Genomic DNA, 16,877 nt, shown 5'->3' with positions numbered 1-16,877 from the left:
ATAAAGCGGGCAGGAAATTCAAATAATTATGAAATATTATTATCGAGGATTTGAAAAGAGTGTTTTAAGTTAAGGCGGGATTGTCTTTCTTTGACTCTATGAATTACTGTCTGGGATTTTAAAATTAATCCATTTGATTTCCGAAACTTTTTTCAGCAAAATGATAATTTATTTGGTTAAATAAGTCTTCCTTAAATTTTGCAGTTAAAATTCCATAATTGGAGTCTATGATTTGTTTAAGGATCGCCTTAGTTTTTTTTATGTTAAAGGTATCACGTCCTTATTACTATCTGGTATGTTGTTGATTTTCAAAAATACAATTTATTGATAAACTTTTAAGTGTATATGTGGTTCGTATTGAGTTTGTTGTGTGTCTAATGATTTTCTAAATTCTACGTTTTAAATAATAATGACTTCCTCGTAAAATCTATCTACTTATGCCTGTGGTTTATCTGTGCATACGAGTTAGTAACGATGAGCAGGCTGTAAAAGGATATTCCTAGCGCAGCCAGTTAGAACTTGTGCATTACTGCAGATATAATAGTCTTGTTATTACAGAAACTATTAAATGTGCATTATAGAAAGTCTAAATTGGTTTTACTACAAGCTCGCAATACTCTCAATAATAAGTTTGGCAGTTTCATCAATGGCCTGAATGATTATCTGCTCCGAATCTCCTTTAAATACTTTGCGCTTATTTATATTTTCAGAAGGAGTTATGATACTGAAAAAAAATGTTCCTACAGGTTTTTCAGGGGTTTCACTTCCGTAGTAAGTCCGGTAACTGCTACCGTAACTTTTGCATTAAACAATTTTGTCATTTGCTCGGCAAGTTTTTTTGTGACTTCTGCTGACTCAGGTGTATATTTTTCAATCATTGCATGCGGAACATTAAGAATTTGTTCTTTTACAAAAACTTCATAACAGGCTATGCCGCCGCGCAAAATTTTTCCGGATTCTTTAGTCATCGAAAATTCTGCGCTCATTCTTCCCGCAGTGGCACTTTCGGCAAAGGCAATATTCCATTCCTTTGCTGCTAAAACTTTACTGCATTTTGTTACAAATTCTGAAGGCATAACTGTAGTTTTTAGAGGTTGATGAATAAACTTTATAAGTGGTTAAATGAATAAAAGTTAACCATTTACAATCTTTAAGCTTTCACATTGATATACTTCTTTACGAAGCCCGCTGCTTGAAAAACGGTGATTCCGTTTATTGTAAACCAGTTCGATATTCATTCTTTCACAATATTCTCTTCCGGTAAAATCGACCTCTTTATATTCATCTCCTAGAATTCGAACATCGATTGACAGCGCCTGAAGAATATCTTCAAGATCCTGCTCCGTAGTGTAAGGAATAATCTCATCTACAAATTTGCAGGCTTTAAGCTGAATATATCTTTCTACAACAGATTGCGTAGGTTTATTTTTTTCTGGTCTATCTATTGTCGGGTCTGTTTGTAAACCTACAATTAGATAATCACAATGCAGTTTAGCTTCCTCCAGCATTCTTACATGTCCGGCATGAAGCAAATCAAAAGCGCTAAATGTAATTCCAGTTTTTGTCTTGGTAAGTTCCATTGTAATAAATTTTAGTTTTTAAAAAAGTTAAGTACAAAATCCATGATTTTGTTCGTATTTGTAAACTGTGCATGGGCTTTTTCTACTGCATTTATATAGGGGATATTTGGTAGCCTGTTTCCATCAAAATCAAGATCCCAAATCCCGCAATTGCTGAAGCTTGAAAGGTCATCCCAATCTGGCCTGTCGGTAATTGGATAAATACAGATACCATTAAGGTCTACACCACGTTTTTTTGCTATGAGGCATTCCTGCGTAATTTCTTCAATCCATTCTACTCTTCCAGAACCAAAATGTCCTGTTTCGGAAATAAAAATCGGCTTTTCATATCTTTTGTAAGCCATCTGCAGCAGATCGGCAAGCGGTGTTCTTCGTTTTAATGTTTCCGGCCAGTCCAACGGAGTATCATCTATGTTCCATTGACAATTCCAATAATAATTAAAACCTAAAATATCCAGGAATTCTTCAGAACCACCCAGTTCAGGACACATTCTGCCGGCGATAATATCCATTGCCTGAAACTGATGCTCATTTAGCTCATGCATTTGTTCTGCATTTTCCTGAAGATTCCCATGAATTTTTATTAAGGGTTCGACCAAAATGATGACACAGTCAGGATCTGCTTCCTTTAAAGCTTTTATACCTATAATTGCTGCCTTGCAGAGATGATATTTAATATCCCATCCGCTGTTTACCGCAAAGGGCACAGTTCCTCTTACATCACCGGAATGCCAGGAGAGAAAACTGATTTCATTTATGGGCACGACATACAATTCCTGCGTAGAATTTTCAGAATAAAACACTGCAAAAGCATGACACAAAGCAGCAAAACGTTCGCAGAAATTGGGATGTGTGGGATAAATTCCATCGGGATAGCCAAAATGAATCAAATCCCATATCTGTTGAATACCATATTCTTCTGCGGTTTGCATGCGGTTATAAACTTCTGAAAAGTCAAAGAAACCAGGCGATGTCTCAACTTCGCTCCAGCATATTCCCTCTCTTACCGTTTTAATACCAATTGAAGAAAGCATGTCATAATCTTCAGCAACTCTGAGATCATGCTGTGTTTCTTTCAAAAGATTAATGCGATGTCCCGATCTGTTTATATGATCAGCACATTCATAACCGCCCATAAAAAAAGTATTGAATATTTTCATCAGCCTGCTGTCTTATAAGTGATTTTGTCTTTTTTCTCCAGAGAATCAAAAAGGTCAAGGGCATTTTTAAATGCCTGATCCATATTGAAATATTTATAATTCGCCAGTCGGCCCACAAAATGCACATCAAGAAGTTTTTCGGCTTCATCCTTGTATTTGTTGTAAATTTCAGCATTTCTCGGATTTGGAACAGGATAATAAGGTTCACCTTCATCTACTGTATATTCTCTGACTACCGTTGTTTTTTCTGACTTTTGATTTCCAAAATGCTTGTACTCGATAATTCGGGTAAAATCTACTTCAGTTCCAGGATAATTGACGACTGAATTCTCCTGAAAAAATGCAGCATCAATAGTTTCACTCACAAAATTGATTGAACGGTATTCAAGCTTTTCCGTCAGACTATGCTTAAAATCAAAAAAGCGATCTACGGGGCCTGTATAGAATAATTTTTCATATCCCGTATACTGTTCTTTTACATCGAAGTAATCCGTATCGAGTAAAATTTCGATATTGGGGTGCTTTACAATATTTTCAAATAATTGTGTATAACCGCCTTGTGGCAATGCCTGATAAGTATCCGAAAAATAACGGTCGTCATAATTATATCGAACCGGAATACGATCTAAAACAGATGCATCTAATTCAGCAGGATATTTATCCCATTGTTTTTTGGTGTAATGCTTGAACATTTTCTCATACAACACAGAACCAACACGGTTTAATACTGCTTCTTCGCCGTTTGCAGGTTTTTCTATTGGTGTACGGTTTTCTTCGAGCCAGCTTATCATTTGCTGCTCAGAGTTGATATTGGCGCCAAATAGCCTGTTAACCGTTGTAATATTGACCGGAATGGGAACCGTTTTATCATCAACTCTCGCGATAACTTTATGTTCCCAAGGATACCAGTCGGAAAACTGATTTACATATTTCCAGACACTTTCATCATTGGTATGAAACAAATGTGCTCCATATTTTGAAACCAGAATATTGTTGTCATCCACATAATCATAACAGTTTCCTGCAATATGATTTCGTTTTTCGATAATAAGGACTTTTTTTCCTATAGAGGCATATCTTTCTGCTAATACCGATCCAGAAATTCCAGCACCGATTATTAAAATATCTACTTGTTTCATTTTGAAAATTCTTTAATAATTTCCTGCATTCTTGCAGCAGTACTATCCCAAGATGTATTTTTTAATATCTCGGTATATTTCAACGCAATCAATGCGCTTGCTCTCTTATCAAAGAGTAAGGTAATGGCATCGCAAAAATCATCAGCGGTTTCGATAAGACTTACGCAATTGCTGTAATCTCTTACTACATCTGTTATTTTAGTGGAGATAATCGGTTTTCCGGCTGCCATATATTCCAGAGTTTTTGTCGGACTTATATATTTGGTCGCATCGTTTATTGCAAAGGGCATCATTGCAATATCAAAACCTTTAATATAATTCGGGAGTTCATTATAAGATCGCATTCCCAAATAATAAATGTTTTCTTCTCTTGGAAGATCAGCTTCGTCAATTTTTGCCAATGGGCCAATCATTACAAAGGAAACTTTTGGCAGTTTTAAGGCAGTTTCATGCAGTAATTTTAAATCGATACGCTCGTCGATTACGCCAAAGTAACCCACAATTGGAGATTGTAAATTGGCAATATCTGCGGGAATTTCAATTCCGTTTAGTGCCTGTGCAAAATGCGTTTCATCAACAGAACTTGGAAAACAGTAGACATTAGAATGGTTTTGCTTTTTTGACTCATATAATGATTTTCCGCCAGTAAAAACAATATCTGCATTGGCCATTAAATATTTTTCCTGATGAATCAAATGTTCAGGAGCTCCTTTAAACAATGTTAATTCATCCATACAATCGTATATGATTGTTTCAAATTCAAAGGTTTCTATTAAAGGACTAAACGATGCTGAGTAGAACCATCCAGTTGAAACGTTTTTATTTTTAATGTACTGAGGTAATACGCTCGCAATGGCTTCAATACTATGAACACGAGGCTGCAAAATATGCAAGTTGTCATTGATAATAATAAGATTGGCTGTGTTTTCCTGATGAGCATCAAAGGCAATTGGCTCTTCTATTAACAGCACTTTCATGTTTTTAGACATTCTGCTGATTAAATGCTGCGGACGCTGGTAAACAAACTGCCATCTTAAATGGCAAAAAACAACCATATCGTAATTTTGAGGCGGTTCATTGCTGCTTGTAGAAAAATTAGATTCTGTTACTTTATTTTTTGGGGTGTGTACATTTGTCTGCATGTCGATAATTATTTTAAATGTGATTACTATTTGTTAAATGATCTTTTGTTGTAAATTTAACGGATTCAAATGTAGACTTGTAAAGCATGTGTTTTTTACAGAATTCTCCTGCTTTGTTACACAATTAAAGGCAGGTTTTTTTTGAATTTTAACTTCAAGATTAGTAAGGTTATTTCTGTATTAACAGGGGGATGTTTTATATACTCTCAGGAATTAGCAGAGTAAGGGAAACAACATATTTATTGTAGAATATTTTGCATGCGAAGTTTGTAGCAATCCAGAATATTGAACTTTGTTTTTGCTTCAAAAATTGGATTGAGTAGAGATTTTAATTGCTGTTAAGTTTTATTATTAAAAAAGAATATAAACTGCATAAGCAATAAAACCAAAAATAATATGTGCTGCAAAAAGCTGTAAATAGTACCCCTTATAGTCAATGTTAGGTTTTTGATGTACCATTTTAAATAAAACGAACCACGTAATTATGCCAATAATACCACTAATTGCTCCTAAAAGAATACCACTTGGCCATGTTAGCTCGAGAACTTTATAAATCCATAAAAAATGGTAAGCAATTACAAAACAAAAACCAATTGTATAATGTAAAATCCACGCCAGTATATTTTTTACATTAGGTGATACTTCTAAATGAAGATGGCTTAAAATATAACTCAATAGTACAGGTTCTTTGTAGAGTTCTCTGGCAGTTGCCGATACTGCATAACTAAACAAAGTCATGGCAGAAGTAGCAGCAATTGACGAGACTAAAATTTGAATCAATGTGTAAAAGTCCATAGATAAAATTTTTATTTAATTTGTATTGGATTAAGATCAGTTTGTGCCGGACCATTGATCACGGTGCCGTCTGTAGAAAATCTTGAACCGTGGCAAGGACAATCGAAAGATTTTTCGTCAGTGTTCCAATGAACAATACAGCCTAAGTGGGGACATACTGCAGAGAAGGCTTTTAAAGTATCGTCGTAATCGCGATAAACCGCAATTTTTTTAAGTCCAGAAGAGAGTACACCACCTTCGCCAGCAGGTAAATCAGCTGTGTTTTTTAAGTCAGAACCTTTGATCCAGTCTAGGTATTGTGAGGCCATATTTCCGGCTTCTTTTAAAAAGTCTCCCGTAGATTTTAGCGTAATTCTTGAAGGGCTGTATAAATCCTCCCATTGATTTTTGTTTCCTAATATAAGGTCGCTGATAATCATAGCGCCAATAGTGGCATGTGTCATTCCGTTTCCAGAATCGCCTGTGATAATATAAATATTGTTGTCACCGGGATTTTTCCCCATAAAACCTAAACCGTCTACAGGTTCCATAATCTGGCCTGACCATCGATAAGATATATCTTCAAGCATAGGAAAATAACTTCTTGTCCAGCTTTCGAGCCTTTCATAACGTTCAGCTGCCGAAATATTTTCCTGATCTTCCTGGCCTGTTTTATGATCTTCGCCTCCCGAAATAAGCAGATCATACTGATCGTCAAAATTTTCTAATCGAACATAATGATACGGTTCTGCAACCCATTCCGAATTAGCGTCGCCAGTATCCCACCATAGAGAATAAGGTAATAAGCCTTTAGGTATTTTCCCCGCAATAACATAAGTTCTATAAGCAGCTTGTTTAGTATGCATAGTTAGCGTATCATTAATAGGAGAGTTGGTAGCCACCACAATATGTTCTGCCGAAAAGGTAAAACCATTTACTTCTGCACCATGTTTGGTTATATTTTCGGCACGCGCTTCTGTGTAAATAATGCCTCCTAACTTTGTAATGGCATCGGCAAGACCCTTCAAATAATGTAAAACATGAAACTGGGCCTGATTATGAAATACAATAGAATTTGTTTTTTCTCCGCCAGTTATGGCTGGTGTGGCGTTTAGAAATGTGGTATTGATTCCAGCGGTTCTGGTAGCCTCATATTCCTTTTCTAAATTCTCCGGTTTGTCACTAGGATGCAGGAATAAATATCCGTTGACTCTTCTGAAGGAACAGTCTATATTTAGGTCATTTACATTTGTTTCAATTTCATCTATTGCCTTGCTGTGGCTTTCGGCGGCCAATTTTGCAGCTTCTTTGCCAAAAGTACTTTCCAGATAATAATAACGGTCATCAAGGGCGCAGGTCAGGTGTGCTGTAGTACGACCCGTTTCACCGCTGCCAATAAACCCGTCTTCAACGACAACTACTTTTTTACCTGCTTTTAATAATTTATATGCAGTACTAAGACCAGCGATTCCGCCTCCAATAACGAGTACTTCGGCTCCATAATTTTGATCAGGGGTATTATACGCAATCGGGGAAGTAGAATCAATCCAAAACGATACATTTTCTCCCGATGAAATACTTCCATTATTTATTTGATCTGAAATCTTATTCATGATTTATTTATTTAGTTAGTTGACAAAGGTTTTTTCCAAGTTTGAGCCAAATTTAAAAGCCTTTTATATATGGAATTTACATGGTAAGATTTTAAGTTTATATCATTGCCATTGTGTATGTTATATAATACTTTGTCATAATGCTGTAAGAATAAGTGCTTTATTAATAGTTGATTAGCTTTCTATTAATCTTAAATAAGAGAATTATGAAAGCAGCAGTTATACACGGTCCGGGATTTATTAAATATGATACAGTAGATGATCCGATTTTAAAAGCAAAAGATGATATTATATTGAAAGTAACTTCCACAGCCATATGCGGATCTGATCTGCACATTTATTCGGGAGGGTTTCCGCAGCCCAGACCTATGGTTTTAGGGCATGAATTTATGGGAATAGTAGAAGAAGTTGGATCTGAGGTTACCCATTTAAAAAGAGGAGACAGAGTAGTGGTTCCTTTTCCGATTGCCTGCGGCAATTGTTTTTTTTGCAATCATGATGTTCCCGGAAATTGTGAACACAGTAATCCCGAGCATTATGGACCAGAAGGAGGAATAGCGACAGAAAAAGGCGGTGCACTTTTTGGCTATACTGATTTGTATGGAGGTTATGATGGAGGCCAGTCGCAATATGTAAGAGTTCCGTATGCTAATTATGGGCCAAGAATTGTTCCTGAAGATCTTAGTGATGAGCAGGTTCTATTTCTAACTGATATTTTTCCAACAGGATATACAGGAGTGGATTGGGGAGAAGTGAAAGGCGGCGAAACGGTAGCCATTTTTGGTTCTGGCCCAGTTGGAATTATGGCGGCTAAAAGTGCTGTTTTACGAGGGGCGGCACAAATTATTGTAGTGGACACGCTGCAGTACAGACTAGACAAAGCAAAGCTTAGCACGGGCTGTACTACCATTTTGTGGGAAGACGGACCGAAAGATGTAGTGGAACAAATTCGTTCTTTAACTCATGGACGTGGCGCCGATGTGTGCATTGATGCTGTAGGTTTTGAGCCAGACCGAAATTTAGGGGACAGAATCAAAGCCACCATTAATTTTGAAAAGGGATCTATTAAAGTTTTAGAAGCGTGTATGAGCGCTGTACGAAGAAGTGGAATAGTTGCAGTTTTAGGTGTATATCCTGTTAATTATGACAATTTTCCATTAGGGCAATTTTTTGACAAAGGAATAGTCTTAAAAGGAGGACAAGCTCCGGCTCATAAACATATTGATAAGTTGTTGGAATATGTGGTGCAGGGAAAAGTAAAACTCGATGATATTATCACGCATAGACTGCCATTGTCGGAAATTGCACATGCTTATGATATTTTCAAAAAACGTGAAGACGGCTGTGTGAAAGTAGTTTTAGATCCTTGGAAATAGACTTGAGATTAGTTTTTCAAGCGAATTTTGGAATAAATTATCCGATATAACAGACCCGGCAGGTTTTCAAAATCTATCGGGTTTGCTTCATTATAAGAATAGTTTATTTGCTATTCAGCGGCTGTGTAGAATCGTGATTTTCTCTAATATTTTCTGCAATAGATTTGTTTTTAGATTTTTAGAATCAGATAATAATATAAAACCTGCAATACAATAATGTAAATTAGATCAGTTGCCATGCATTAATTTTAATTTGGGACAATAATGCGCTAGCATAGCTTAAAAACTGTCTATTCCAATTCGCACGAAAACAATTAATAACATCTTAACTAGAAAAATAATGTTTAAGAAAGGGCAGAAAGTATAGCAGGAATTTGGGAATCAGGTTATGGAAGTAATAGGTTTCGAACCAGATTTGATTGAAAATGTCATTATACAATGGGAAGATGAAGAAGGTACAATTGTAACGGGAAAATTTATGGAATCGCAATTGTCGCCGGCGGAATAAAGAGTAAAGAATAAATAATTAGATCAAAATGAAAACTAATACAAAGCCTAAAAAAGCATTTTATGCTTATCAGGAAAAAGATATCGAAACAATTTTTGATCATATCAAAAGTGAAAATAACGGCAAACTCTTATATCAGTTACCTACGGGCGGGGGAAAAACTATAATCTTTTCTGAAATTGCCAGAAGGTTTATAGAAGAATTTGATAAAACAGTTATTATCTTGACGCATCGCAAAGAATTATCTACACAGACTTCTTCGACATTAAAAAAAATGGGAATTAATAACCATATTATCAGCAGTAAAAGCCTAGACTTTAAACCTGATTTTGATTGTTATGTTGCCATGGTAGAAACGCTGCGTAACCGAATAAAAGCTAAAAAAATAAAAACCAATAACGTTGGTCTTGTAATTGTAGATGAAGCGCATCACAATTCATTCAGGAAATTAATGAGCAGTTTTAAAAATGCTTTTGTTATTGGAGTTACCGCAACACCTTTTAGTTCTGATATATCTAAACCAATGAAAAAGCATTACAAATCGTTGGTAATGGGTGAGAATATTTCAGAGCTTATTGCGCAGGGTTTTCTCGCTAAACCACAATCTTATATTTATGAGGTTGAATTAAATTCGCTAAAAACAGGAATACATGGCGATTATACGGTAAGTTCTTCTAATGAATTATATAGTTTACCACCAATGCTGGAATTATTGCTAAAAGCGTACAGTGAAAATGGTGCAGGAAAAAAAACGCTGATTTTTAATAACGGAATTGCGGCTTCTCAAAAAGTATATGAAACTTTTACTGAAGCAGGAATTGCGATCAAACATCTTAATAATAAAACACCTGATAAAGAGCGTAAAGAAATTCTAAAATGGTTTAAGAAAACCAAAGATGCAGTTCTGACTTCGGTTTCGATTTTAACCACTGGTTTTGATGAACCGACGGTGCAAAATGTTATTTTGAATCGCGCCACAACTTCGATAACACTTTACCATCAAATGGTGGGTCGCGGATCAAGAAGACTTCCGTCTAAAAAAACGTTTACGATTACTGATCTGGGGAATAATATCCAGCGTTTCGGTGCTTGGGAAGAACCTGTGGACTGGAAATATGTTTTTGAACGTCCAGAGGAATTTGCCAAACAACTGCATTTTCAATCGAGTGCAGGTTCTTCATCTGTACAATCGCACGGACTTTCTGCTGAATTACGAGCTCAATTTCCTAATACGCTGGAAATGACCTTTGATATCGAAGGACATTATCAGGAAGCAATCGATACAGATAAAAAAACAAAAACCGTCATTCAGCAATCTATAAGGCAGCATGCCAAAATGTGTATGGATAATGCAGAAACACTGTCGCAGGCAATCGCATTGGCAGAAGCTTTGCAGCCAGAAATTGATTGGCGTGTAAAACAGTACGTAAAATGTCTTGATAATGCCAGTAAAAACTATAAGGCTTGGCTGTTGGAAGATTATCAGAACAGACTTAAAGGTTTGATTATTAAATTATATCCAAAAGTAACTGCAGCATAAAGATTATAGTAAGGATTAAGTTTAATAATGTAACATCATACAAAAATAATGTAAAAATTTGACTGTAATTTCAAAATACTATTTCCTGAGAGTAGCAGTAAAATTAAAATAGATGTCTTTCACAATAAAAAACGAATTTTGGCCACGGCAAAAAGTAAAATTTTACTAGAGTATAAAATTACAGGAAAAAGTATAGTGGAAATTGCTTGGTAATTAACCTGAAAATATTTCTTCTATTTAGATACCGTATCGAAAAGTGTAAGATTTTAGATTAATTGTGTAAAAATAACTTTAGCTGCAAAGGTATATTTGAAAATATACAAACTAAAAATTAATATTATGAAAAAGCTATTTAAAACCACAATGCTGATTGCGTTGTTTGCAACTATTCTTTCTTGTAAAAAGAATGAATCAGCTGCTGAGAATGATTACAATAGCACTGCAGATTCTACTTCTACAACAGTAGACACCATTGGTCCAGGTACAGACAGTACAAAGGTTATCGGTGCGGGAACAACCGGAGCAACAGGAGAAGGTTCAACCGGATCTGGAGCTGCGGGTACACAGCAGGAAGGAACAACAAATGTAAAGACTGATTCAACTGCAGCAGGTAATAATAAAGGCAGATAATAACTGCCCTGGGTTGATTATTTAATGTTTGTAAACCTGTGGCATTTGCTGGCTGCAGGTTTATTTCTTTTAAAGGATTAAGAAGAACTGAATTAAAGACCATGTATTTCAAACTTCCAGCATATAACCATTACTCATAACCCACAAAATCTATGAAAGCTATTATACTATTAGCAACTATTTAAGGCAGTGAAATAGCTGCAATATTCTTAAATCAATGTTCTTATTTTTTTATAAGATTTTTTTTCCATAAAATATGTTGTTTATGTTTTAATAGGTAAAATACTGAAGCGAATCATACTTTTAAGTTTAGAAAATGAACTTTTTATATGTTTTTTCTTAAGTTAAATAAGTATCTTTAACTATTATTAACCGTTTCACGGATATAATTCGATCGTTTATCGATTTTCAGACGCTTATATTTATATAAACATTTGCAGATTTCTAAATTCTTGTCTTATGTTTTTGCGATATAAATATTAAGCAAATGACAGCACAGACCTCACAATCACAAAGGAATATTTATTTAGCAGATGATGACGAAGATGACAGGCTGATGTTTCTTGAAGCGCTGCTTGAAGTGAATAGCAATGTAGTTTTAACTCAGGCGGAAGATGGTAAGCAGTTACTGGATATTCTTTCTAAAAATCCGAAACCATTACCCGAATTTATTTTTCTGGACATCAATATGCCTAAAATAGGTGGTTTTGAATGCCTTGTACAAATAAAGAAAAATAAGAAATTAAATAAATTGCTGATTATAATGCTTTCTACCAGCAGTGATCCTCTTACTATTTTTAAAGCACAAGAACTTGGAGCTAATTTTTATGCTGTAAAGCCCAGTACTTTTGACGATATCAAAATATTGATAAAAAATGTTTTGCAGATGGATTGGATTTCCATTCAAAATGACAAGAAGAAATTTAGATTAACTTAAATTTTGAAAAACAATCCCGGTTCTGCGAATTTCTAAAAATTGGCATGCATCATTCCAGATTCTGTTGTAAAATCTATGAGTACCTTCTTGTTCAATACATAAAGGACTGCCATATCTGCCGTGTTTACTTTGTTGAAAAATAAAAAAACCGTCTGATTTTCAGACGGTTTAAGCAGTGTTTTTAAAGCGATTTGTTGATGTCACTTTGGGTGTAATCATTGTCCGAATCCAACTCCGAATCATCTTCATCACTAGAAATAAAATCATCTTCGTCTTCGAGATTCTCATCATCATCTAACTCATTAGAATCATATTCTTTCTGATCATCATCCAGATTATCGCTTTTAGTATAATTGTCTTGTTGATTAAAATCAGGATCCTTATTTTGCAGTTCATCGTTAGATTCAGTACTATCTACAGAAGTAGTATACTCTTCATTTCAAGTTCTTGTTTCGTCTTCTTGAGAATACGAGTCACTTTGACCGTAGTTTTCTCTCTCATCTAAACTCATACTCTTTTTTTTAAGATTATTTTTTATCTGTTCCCTTTTTATTGTCTGCTGTGTCTTTTTTTGTATCAGCAGTTTTATCTGTGCTTTTTGAAGCAGTTTCTTTTTTATCAGTTTTTTTATCTGATGCTTTTGCACTACTAGTGCTTTTTTTATTGTTTGAAGTACTCATGATAATATAGTTTTAATGATTAATATATTGGTAAATGTAAGATTGTGTTATAGCTCGATTTTATACTAATGCTGTTTGTAATTGTATAATTACCAGTTAGTTATTTGGTAATTGATAATTATGTCCATGCTTTAATGTATTATAATCTAAGAGGATACTTCATTCCCTCTGAACTAATTTTAAAGCTTGGTGATAAGCTTCCTTTTTATAATCTATAAATTCTCTGCTATTTTTAAAATAATTCATTTAATCAATAATGTTCCTGTTAGTATAGATAAAGTTCTTAAATGCTAATCTTACAAATACCCGCCATAATTATGTAAAAAGCGCCCTATGTCTTCCGCTACTTTTGAAATCGTTAATTATTAAAAAAACATTATGAAAGCGACAAACACAAAGGGCACTGCAAAAAAAGCAGCGACCACAGCATCTAAAGGAAAAACGGTAAAAGCTAAATCGTCTGCAGCCGAAGGATTGAGAGATTTATTTGTAGATTCTTTAAAAGATATCTATTGGGCAGAAAAAGCATTAACAAAAGCGTTACCTAAGATGGCTAAAAATGCAACTTCAGAAAATCTAATTACGGCGATCAATGACCACTTGACTGTAACAGAAGAACAAGTAAGCCGATTGGAACAAGTCTTTGAAATAATTGGAGAAAAAGCTGCAGCAAAAAAATGCGATGCTATGGAAGGTCTAATTAAGGAAGGAGAAAGTATTATGGAAGAAACGCAGGAAGGTCCAGTAAGGGATGCAGGAATTATTGCTGCATCGCAAAAAATCGAACACTACGAGATTGCAACTTACGGAACTTTGGCAGCGTTTGCAACAACTTTGGGAGAAGAGCAAGCCGCAGCATTATTGCAGCAGACATTAGAAGAAGAAAAAGAAGCTGATACTATTTTGACTGAAGCTGCTTATAATACAATTAATTTTGATGCTTCTGAAGAAGATGAGGAATAAATATTTCAAAAAATAAGTAAAAAACCTGTAATCTATAATAGAATATTACAGGTTTTTTTTATGCTAATTATAATTCGATAAGTAAAACTATTTGTTTAAATACTCTTCTGTATATATTTGTTTTGCAAGTAAATGGTAATCATGTAATTAATGCATAAGGTTTTTATAAATAACTGAATAGTAAGTGTGCAACATTTGCAAGAGAACAAAAAGCTTTTTGTTTCTCTATCAAATTATTATTTAAACTATTGAATTATGAAAAATTTATTTTTAACCTGTTGTATGGCATTATCATTTGTATATGCATCAGCGCAGACCACTCCTGCGAAAACAAAGTCAACGACTAAAACAGATTCTACTTACAACAAGAAAAAGCATGGTTCTGAGCATAAGTCTGGCAATAAAAAAGGAGACACGATTACTAAACAGCGTTCTAACAAAAAGAAAGGAACTACTCCTAAAACAGAAACATCAACTCCTCCACGAAGAGATACGATCAACGGAACAACAAGACCGTAATATATCTTTCTAGATTATTTAATTTAAAAGCCTATTTTTTTTAAAATAGGCTTTTATTTTAATGCAATTGAGACAGGAAATCGTAAATAATAATTTATAATTTTTCATAAAAAAACTGCCTAAAAAGACGGTTCTGAAATAGATTTGTGAAATACGATTGAGATTAGTTCTTTTCATGAATATCATTAAGACCTTCGTTATTGAATTCATCATCTCCCAAGTTTTTATTACCAAGTCCATCAGTTTTGAATTCTTCGCTGCTAAACTCATTTCCATAATCTGGTTTAGCATTATTGGTTATATAATGATCTACTGAAGAGGTTTCATTTTCCTGTCGTTGTATAATTTTCATGGTTTATATTTTAAAAGGATAAAAGTCGTTTTCGTTTTAAGTCTAAAAATGCGAAAAACAAATTTTACAATTTATAAATGACTTGGTTAAATCTTTGAAAGTAATTTTTGAAATTTTAAAACTACTTTTAATTATTTGATAATTAATGTATTAGTATTCAATGTTGTAACTTTAGAGTTGAATTCTGTAAAAACCCTCTGTACTGATGTTTTACTTTTCCAATTATTAATTTTAAACAAAATGTTATGTCATTTGAAAATCAAAACACAGAAGGAGCTACGGCAAAAGCAATCGAAGAACAAACTTCAAAATTGCCATCAGATTTATTTTTATACGCTGCACTTGCTGCAATGGGAACGTCATTAACCTTAAAATGTTTGGGCAGAAAGCATACTGCACTATTTGTAGGACAATGGGCATCGCCTTTTTTATTACTTGGAGTTTATAATAAGCTTGTCAAGTTAGAAGGACATGATGCTGAAGACAAAACAGTAAACGGGTAAGTTTTATGGAGGAGTATAACAAAACCTTTAAAATATCTTATTCAAAATGATAAAGCTGCCTTCACTTATGTTGAGGCAGCTTTATTTTTGGTTGAAATTTAATTATTGATCGATTTAGTTTGTTGACTATAAAATACGTTATATAGCTTGCAAATGGGGTCTAACCTGCATAGTTACAAAATCGCATCTTTTGGGTTGCGATAAGCAAAATAACACACTCATGTCAATATCTTCCGCTTCAAGCATTTCTAATTTTTTTGATTTTTTCTTCTTGCTCCTCTATGGGATCACGCTGTATATCGCTGGTAACAGCACCATGTTGAATAAGCGAAACTTTTATTGCAAACTCATTAATTTCTTTTAGCAGAGAAGTACTGTATCAGCAATTTTTAATAAAATTTGATAATTCTTACTTCTTATTTTATGTTTTTGCTTGTAAAGTTTTGATATGAAGGCGCTTATGTTTGAATCCTGTAATACCTTAAATAGTATTGTGTAAGATGCAGTAATTAGAGTGGTGTAATTTTGGGAATAGTCAAAAATTAAAACATTCTGACAGTTGCTGCTAAAAAACGAGTGGCTTTTTGGAATTATAAAAAACAAAGATCTCCATAAAATTATTAATTGAAAAAGTTCTGTTTAATAACTGTTTGATCTCTATTTTCTAGCACAGGTGTTTTTAAAACAATACAAATTAAAAAAAATACCGAAATTAAACTTTCATGTTCAGTGAAATTAAAAACGGTTAGATAATAACTATAAATAATATACGCCATGTTATATAGAAATATACTGCTGATTGACGATGATATTGATGATGCCGATACGTTTATCGAAGCCATCAATTCTCTGGATAAAAATGTTACCTGCCTGGCAGAAACAAATCCCGTTAAAGCTTTAGAGTTTTTGAAAAGTACAAAAATCCTGCCTGACCTTATTTTTTTAGATTATAATATGCCTGTTATAAATGGGAATGAATTTATAGAAAAAATGAGAGCGGTCGAAAAGCTCAAACCCATTCCGGTAATTATATATTCCAGCTATTCCGAAAATGCGGCTGCACAATTGTCGATTATTCATGATACGGAGCGATATATTAGTAAACCCAATACTTTTACAGAGCTGACGGAACTGCTGAAAAATATACTGGAGGAGCAATAATAAAATGTATAGAAAAGTTCTAGATACCAGCTTTAAGAAAGCATTAAAAACTTCAATAACGTTTTCTATGGGGGAAATCAGGGCTAATATTTATGAAGTTTCAGCCCTTTTTATTGAGATTTTTGATTCTTCCAGATTTTTTCGTTTTCTCTATCCACATTTTTAATTTGTCCTCATCGTGATCTTTGAGATTATTTGGACTTCCCTCAGAAAGTAATATGTATGAAATATTCTAAATTCCTTCCTGGAATTTATAAACCAGATATTTTGGATAAATTAATTAAAGTTAGTTTAAGATTT

At 34.0% G+C, this 16,877-nt stretch carries 17 protein-coding genes; 8 read left to right on the top strand and 9 right to left on the bottom strand.

What is annotated here, in order from left to right; translation table 11 throughout:
- Positions 1-740: 740 nt before the first annotated feature.
- The 7 genes from L1276_RS01410 to L1276_RS01380 form a co-directional block, all read right to left on the bottom strand.
- A complete protein-coding gene (locus L1276_RS01410; protein WP_253784712.1) occupies positions 741-1,076 on the bottom strand; it encodes a CinA family protein in 336 nt (111 codons plus the stop codon).
- 57 nt (positions 1,077-1,133) lie between these two features.
- Positions 1,134-1,580 carry an adenylyltransferase/cytidyltransferase family protein gene (locus L1276_RS01405; RefSeq protein ID WP_253784710.1) on the bottom strand — a complete coding sequence of 149 codons (447 nt, stop codon included), beginning with the start codon at positions 1,578-1,580 and terminating at the stop codon, positions 1,134-1,136.
- 11 nt (positions 1,581-1,591) lie between these two features.
- Positions 1,592-2,740, bottom strand: a complete 1,149-nt coding sequence (locus L1276_RS01400) for a hypothetical protein (RefSeq protein ID WP_253784708.1) — start codon at positions 2,738-2,740, stop codon at positions 1,592-1,594.
- Positions 2,740-3,879, bottom strand: coding sequence for a UDP-galactopyranose mutase (glf, locus tag L1276_RS01395; protein WP_253784706.1), 1,140 nt, complete (start codon positions 3,877-3,879; stop codon positions 2,740-2,742). Before glf ends, L1276_RS01400 begins: the two co-directional genes overlap by 1 nt.
- Entirely contained in the window at positions 3,876-5,021 is a 1,146-nt protein-coding gene (locus L1276_RS01390) for a glycosyltransferase (RefSeq protein WP_253784704.1), read from the bottom strand. The genes glf and L1276_RS01390 overlap by 4 nt, the downstream gene beginning before the upstream one ends.
- 351 nt (positions 5,022-5,372) lie before the next feature.
- On the bottom strand, positions 5,373-5,816 hold the full coding sequence (locus L1276_RS01385; RefSeq protein ID WP_253784702.1) for a hypothetical protein: 444 nt from the start codon (positions 5,814-5,816) through the stop codon (positions 5,373-5,375).
- A gap of 11 nt (positions 5,817-5,827) precedes the next feature.
- Complete coding sequence (locus tag L1276_RS01380) at positions 5,828-7,408, bottom strand: FAD-dependent oxidoreductase (RefSeq protein WP_253784700.1); 1,581 nt, start codon at positions 7,406-7,408, stop codon at positions 5,828-5,830.
- 206 nt (positions 7,409-7,614) lie between these two features.
- On the opposite strand from L1276_RS01380, the gene L1276_RS01375 reads away from it, so the two are divergent.
- The 4 genes from L1276_RS01375 to L1276_RS01360 all read left to right on the top strand — a co-directional run bounded on the left by L1276_RS01375 (position 7,615) and on the right by L1276_RS01360 (position 12,399).
- Positions 7,615-8,784 (top strand): zinc-dependent alcohol dehydrogenase, encoded by a 1,170-nt coding sequence (locus L1276_RS01375; protein ID WP_253784698.1) that lies wholly within the window; start codon positions 7,615-7,617, stop codon positions 8,782-8,784.
- A gap of 536 nt (positions 8,785-9,320) precedes the next feature.
- The gene (locus L1276_RS01370) at positions 9,321-10,832 is read left to right on the top strand and encodes a DEAD/DEAH box helicase (RefSeq protein WP_253784696.1); all 1,512 of its coding nucleotides are present in this window, start codon (positions 9,321-9,323) and stop codon (positions 10,830-10,832) included.
- A gap of 339 nt (positions 10,833-11,171) precedes the next feature.
- Positions 11,172-11,462 carry a hypothetical protein gene (locus L1276_RS01365; RefSeq protein WP_253784694.1) on the top strand — a complete coding sequence of 97 codons (291 nt, stop codon included), beginning with the start codon at positions 11,172-11,174 and terminating at the stop codon, positions 11,460-11,462.
- A gap of 487 nt (positions 11,463-11,949) precedes the next feature.
- Positions 11,950-12,399 (top strand): response regulator, encoded by a 450-nt coding sequence (locus L1276_RS01360; protein ID WP_253784692.1) that lies wholly within the window; start codon positions 11,950-11,952, stop codon positions 12,397-12,399.
- 527 nt (positions 12,400-12,926) lie between these two features.
- Here the strand turns inward: L1276_RS01360 and L1276_RS01355 are convergent.
- The gene (locus L1276_RS01355; protein WP_253784690.1) at positions 12,927-13,079 is read right to left on the bottom strand and encodes a hypothetical protein; all 153 of its coding nucleotides are present in this window, start codon (positions 13,077-13,079) and stop codon (positions 12,927-12,929) included.
- 378 nt (positions 13,080-13,457) lie between these two features.
- Here L1276_RS01355 and L1276_RS01350 point away from each other — a divergent pair, with 378 nt between their 5' ends.
- On the top strand, positions 13,458-14,042 hold the full coding sequence (locus tag L1276_RS01350; protein WP_253784688.1) for a ferritin-like domain-containing protein: 585 nt from the start codon (positions 13,458-13,460) through the stop codon (positions 14,040-14,042).
- Between the two features lie 255 nt (positions 14,043-14,297).
- Positions 14,298-14,561, top strand: coding sequence for a hypothetical protein (locus tag L1276_RS01345; protein ID WP_253784686.1), 264 nt, complete (start codon positions 14,298-14,300; stop codon positions 14,559-14,561).
- Between the two features lie 163 nt (positions 14,562-14,724).
- Here the strand turns inward: L1276_RS01345 and L1276_RS01340 are convergent, their stop codons facing one another.
- Positions 14,725-14,913 (bottom strand): hypothetical protein, encoded by a 189-nt coding sequence (locus tag L1276_RS01340; protein ID WP_253784684.1) that lies wholly within the window; start codon positions 14,911-14,913, stop codon positions 14,725-14,727.
- 245 nt (positions 14,914-15,158) lie between these two features.
- Between L1276_RS01340 and L1276_RS01335 the strand changes: the two genes are divergently transcribed.
- A complete protein-coding gene (locus L1276_RS01335) occupies positions 15,159-15,416 on the top strand; it encodes a hypothetical protein (protein ID WP_229351007.1) in 258 nt (85 codons plus the stop codon).
- Positions 15,417-16,190: 774 nt separating this feature from the next.
- Positions 16,191-16,577 carry a response regulator gene (locus L1276_RS01330; protein ID WP_253784682.1) on the top strand — a complete coding sequence of 129 codons (387 nt, stop codon included), beginning with the start codon at positions 16,191-16,193 and terminating at the stop codon, positions 16,575-16,577.
- The last annotated feature ends 300 nt before the right edge of the window (positions 16,578-16,877 follow it).

Origin of the sequence: Flavobacterium sp. HSC-32F16 (genome assembly GCF_024171645.1) — a bacterium.
GTDB lineage: Bacteria > Bacteroidota > Bacteroidia > Flavobacteriales > Flavobacteriaceae > Flavobacterium.
Note: the sequence above shows the minus strand (reverse complement) of the source record. Positions and strands in the feature narration are given on the sequence as shown.

What these genes read in the sequence shown, in the direction of transcription:
- L1276_RS01410 (WP_253784712.1), bottom strand. Translation starts at nt 1,076, where the DNA reads ATGCCTTCAGAATTTGTAACAAAATGCAGTAAAGTTTTAGCAGCAAAG.
- L1276_RS01405 (WP_253784710.1), bottom strand. Translation starts at nt 1,580, where the DNA reads ATGGAACTTACCAAGACAAAAACTGGAATTACATTTAGCGCTTTTGAT.
- L1276_RS01400 (WP_253784708.1), bottom strand. Translation starts at nt 2,740, where the DNA reads ATGAAAATATTCAATACTTTTTTTATGGGCGGTTATGAATGTGCTGAT.
- glf (WP_253784706.1), bottom strand. Translation starts at nt 3,879, where the DNA reads ATGAAACAAGTAGATATTTTAATAATCGGTGCTGGAATTTCTGGATCG.
- L1276_RS01390 (WP_253784704.1), bottom strand. Translation starts at nt 5,021, where the DNA reads ATGCAGACAAATGTACACACCCCAAAAAATAAAGTAACAGAATCTAAT.
- L1276_RS01385 (WP_253784702.1), bottom strand. Translation starts at nt 5,816, where the DNA reads ATGGACTTTTACACATTGATTCAAATTTTAGTCTCGTCAATTGCTGCT.
- L1276_RS01380 (WP_253784700.1), bottom strand. Translation starts at nt 7,408, where the DNA reads ATGAATAAGATTTCAGATCAAATAAATAATGGAAGTATTTCATCGGGA.
- L1276_RS01375 (WP_253784698.1), top strand. Translation starts at nt 7,615, where the DNA reads ATGAAAGCAGCAGTTATACACGGTCCGGGATTTATTAAATATGATACA.
- L1276_RS01370 (WP_253784696.1), top strand. Translation starts at nt 9,321, where the DNA reads ATGAAAACTAATACAAAGCCTAAAAAAGCATTTTATGCTTATCAGGAA.
- L1276_RS01365 (WP_253784694.1), top strand. Translation starts at nt 11,172, where the DNA reads ATGAAAAAGCTATTTAAAACCACAATGCTGATTGCGTTGTTTGCAACT.
- L1276_RS01360 (WP_253784692.1), top strand. Translation starts at nt 11,950, where the DNA reads ATGACAGCACAGACCTCACAATCACAAAGGAATATTTATTTAGCAGAT.
- L1276_RS01355 (WP_253784690.1), bottom strand. Translation starts at nt 13,079, where the DNA reads ATGAGTACTTCAAACAATAAAAAAAGCACTAGTAGTGCAAAAGCATCA.
- L1276_RS01350 (WP_253784688.1), top strand. Translation starts at nt 13,458, where the DNA reads ATGAAAGCGACAAACACAAAGGGCACTGCAAAAAAAGCAGCGACCACA.
- L1276_RS01345 (WP_253784686.1), top strand. Translation starts at nt 14,298, where the DNA reads ATGAAAAATTTATTTTTAACCTGTTGTATGGCATTATCATTTGTATAT.
- L1276_RS01340 (WP_253784684.1), bottom strand. Translation starts at nt 14,913, where the DNA reads ATGAAAATTATACAACGACAGGAAAATGAAACCTCTTCAGTAGATCAT.
- L1276_RS01335 (WP_229351007.1), top strand. Translation starts at nt 15,159, where the DNA reads ATGTCATTTGAAAATCAAAACACAGAAGGAGCTACGGCAAAAGCAATC.
- L1276_RS01330 (WP_253784682.1), top strand. Translation starts at nt 16,191, where the DNA reads ATGTTATATAGAAATATACTGCTGATTGACGATGATATTGATGATGCC.